The sequence below is a fragment of the Dysgonomonas termitidis genome, assembly GCF_042654545.1.
GTDB classification, from domain to species: Bacteria; Bacteroidota; Bacteroidia; order Bacteroidales; family Dysgonomonadaceae; genus Dysgonomonas; species Dysgonomonas termitidis.
Window position 1 is genome coordinate 1 of the sequence record NZ_JBHSGN010000167.1, and the last position, 887, is coordinate 887.

1 protein-coding gene and 1 pseudogene are annotated in these 887 nt (G+C 57.0%); both read right to left on the reverse strand.

Going from position 1 to position 887, the window contains the following annotated elements; translation table 11 throughout:
* Positions 1-304, reverse strand: a pseudogene (locus tag ACFO6W_RS25280) (hypothetical protein); the annotation flags it as partial.
* A 246-nt stretch (positions 305-550) separates the two neighbouring features.
* On the reverse strand, positions 551-887 hold a 337-nt coding region (locus tag ACFO6W_RS25285), incomplete at its 5' end, for a hypothetical protein (RefSeq protein ID WP_380001767.1).

Below are 887 nucleotides of genomic sequence, written 5' to 3' on the forward strand. Positions count from 1 at the left end.
GTTCGAGCAGCTGCGGCGCCGCATCGGCCGCGTCGTGGTAGACCAGCAGCCTGCCCCCCGGACGGGCGTCCCAGCCCTTTTTCAGCGCTTCCAGCTTTGCGTAGCTTTCACCCGACAGGTTGTTGTCGCCGCCCAGGTAGACCAGCAGCACATGCTGGGTGGCCACGGGTCCGGCCATGTCTTTTGAGCAGCCGGATAGGAGCGTCGCACAAATCAGCAGGGATGGCGCGCACCGAAGCATGATCCTTTGGATAGAGCGGCTTTTAGTATTATTTAGTTCTTTCATTTCTTTCTTGTCATTCATATCTTATTTATCCTCCTTTGTCTTCCGTTTAAGTTAAACCTGCGCGAATTGTCACAACTCACGCAGGTTTGGATGTGTTTAAGTTAACAGAGGGCGAACAGCCCAAAAGTTTCCGGCGCGGCATGTGTTGATACCATGCCGGGCCAGCGCGATGATTGATCTTATTGCATTCATTGTTTACGTCTTTTCATTCCTGGTTTGGCCTCTCAGCAGTAGGGCTATGTATCCCTCTGGACCGGGTGCCTCTCAGTTGCCCCGGTCTGCCTCGCCGGTGGCGACATACAACTGCCGGGTCAGCCGCGAAAGGGCGCCACGGTAATTAAGCCAGTTCTGCCAGGCCTGCGTACAGAACCTTGCCAGGCAGGCATCGCCATACCTGAGGCCCGACGCCGGCAGGGGATAATCCAACGCATAGGCGATACAGCCCGTGACAGAATCCACATAGAAGCCGCCCCAGTCCAGCCGGCGGTTGATGGCCGACAGGCGGGCACGCACCATACGGGTATCTTCACCCGCCACGCTCATGGTGCTGATAAGGCGGCTCTCAAGGGTGGCCCCGCTGCAACTGAACAGGTTGCATACA